1 protein-coding gene is annotated in these 1,885 nt (G+C 35.8%); it reads right to left on the minus strand.

Annotated features, from left to right (window positions below):
• A partial coding sequence (locus BKH42_RS09625; RefSeq protein ID WP_180674044.1) for a hypothetical protein occupies positions 1-1,885 on the minus strand: 1,885 nt, incomplete at both ends.

Here is a 1,885-nt window from a genome sequence, read left to right on the forward strand (position 1 = left end):
AGGTTCAGTTGGATTTGTAGAAACTCCCTGTGCTCCTTGTAGGAAAGAAGGTTCAGGATGATTAGTACCAGTTGGATTAGCATCGCTTCCTTGAGGTGCTCCTACCAATGAGTATTCAGAATGATTTGCATCAGTTGGTTTTTTTGGTTTTGATACCTTTGCATATAGTGCAGAAGGGTCACTAACAGGCTGCTCTTGATGAGCTTCACTAGAAGGATTTGTAGAAGTATTCTGAGCTTCCTGATTGGATGAAGAAGGATTTGTAGAAACTCCCTGTGCTCCTTGTAGGAAAGAAGGTTCAGGATGATTAGTACCAGTTGGATTAGCATCGCTTCCTTGAGGTGCTCCTACCAATGAGTATTCAGAGTGATTAGCATCAGTTGGTTTTTTTGGTTTTGATACCTTTGCATATAGTGCAGAAGGATCAGGATTGTTGCTAGCTGGATTCTCCTGAGGTGCTCCTAATAAAGAATATTCAGAATGATTGCTAGCTGGATTCTCCTGAGGTGCCTGTAATAAAGAATATTCAGAGTGATTTGCATCAGTTGGTTTTTTTGGTTTTGATACCTTTGCATATAGTGCAGAAGGGTCAAAATTCTCATTAGTACCAGTTGGATTTGTAGAAACTCCCTGTGCTCCTTGTAATAATGAAGGTTCAGGATTGTTGCTAGTGCCAAGAACTGGATGTCCTGGTTCAGGTATCACTTCATATAAAGGATCAACATTCTCACTAGTACCAGTTGAATTTGCATCAGTGCCCTGTACTCCTTGTTCTAATGAAGGTTCAGGATTCTGAACTAGATGTTCGAATTGAGGATTTTTTTTAGCAAATACATTTCGTAATCTCTCAAGGAATGGCTTTTTTTGCTTGGTATTTTTAGTTTGTGCTAAATCGCCTGGATTATCACTAGAAGAATTTCCTCTGATGAAATCTCCATATTTCCTCATCGTCGTGTTGCCATGGTCAGAAGCTTCTTTATTTAGAATATTATTAGGATCTAAATGATGAGCATCTTTATTGGCATTTGGAGAAAACTTAAAATTCAAATCAATGAGGGAGGCATAATCTTTAATATTTTGAGAAATGTCAGGATTATCCATATTTTTAACAAGAAGATCTTGTTGTTTGTGAGTCATCTCACGGACTACTTCATTTAAGACATGTAAGCCCACTTCTTCTGGAGTAGGATTTTGATTTTTAAAATAATTTTTTAGATAATTCTTGGGTGTGGGCATATGAATATCGCCATCATTTGGAGAATAAAATCCATTTTTAATATCTCCTGAAAAATGAACATTTGTATCTGTAGTATTTAGTTTTGCATCCTTTAATGCATCAGAATAATGAGTGATTAATTCTTTAGCTAATCTCTCATAATGTTCTTGATTTGAAGGATTAAAATTTTTGATGTAATCCTCTATTTTAGGATTATTCATCATCTTTTCTTCTAAATTTGTATAAATATTCTGCCTGAGCTCTTCGTAGTCTTCAGCTTCTGGTTTATGGGGGAAATTCTCTCCAACTTCTGAAAGCAACTCATTCATATAGTTCTTTAGACTTCCATTACTGTTACGATGCTCATTTTCTTGATTGTTTGTAAAAATTGGATTTTTTGCAATCGCATTGAGTAGATCATTACTTTGAGATAAATTCAAATCTTGAATATTGAACACACTTCGATCAAGTAAATCTTTTAAATCCTTCACATCTCCTTCAGATGATTTATTTTCTCTATCCATAGGAACCCTAGGAGGTACTTCTTCTCCCATATCTGCAAATTTATGTAAATCATTTTGATGTTTAGCTAAAGCTTGTTGTTCAGAAAGTACAAAATCTGACTTAGGAGGGAGAGGAGGTGGAGTGTCATTAGATTCACTATGAGGC

Source organism: Helicobacter sp. 13S00482-2 (assembly GCF_002272795.1).
Classification (GTDB): Bacteria; Campylobacterota; Campylobacteria; order Campylobacterales; family Helicobacteraceae; genus Helicobacter_J.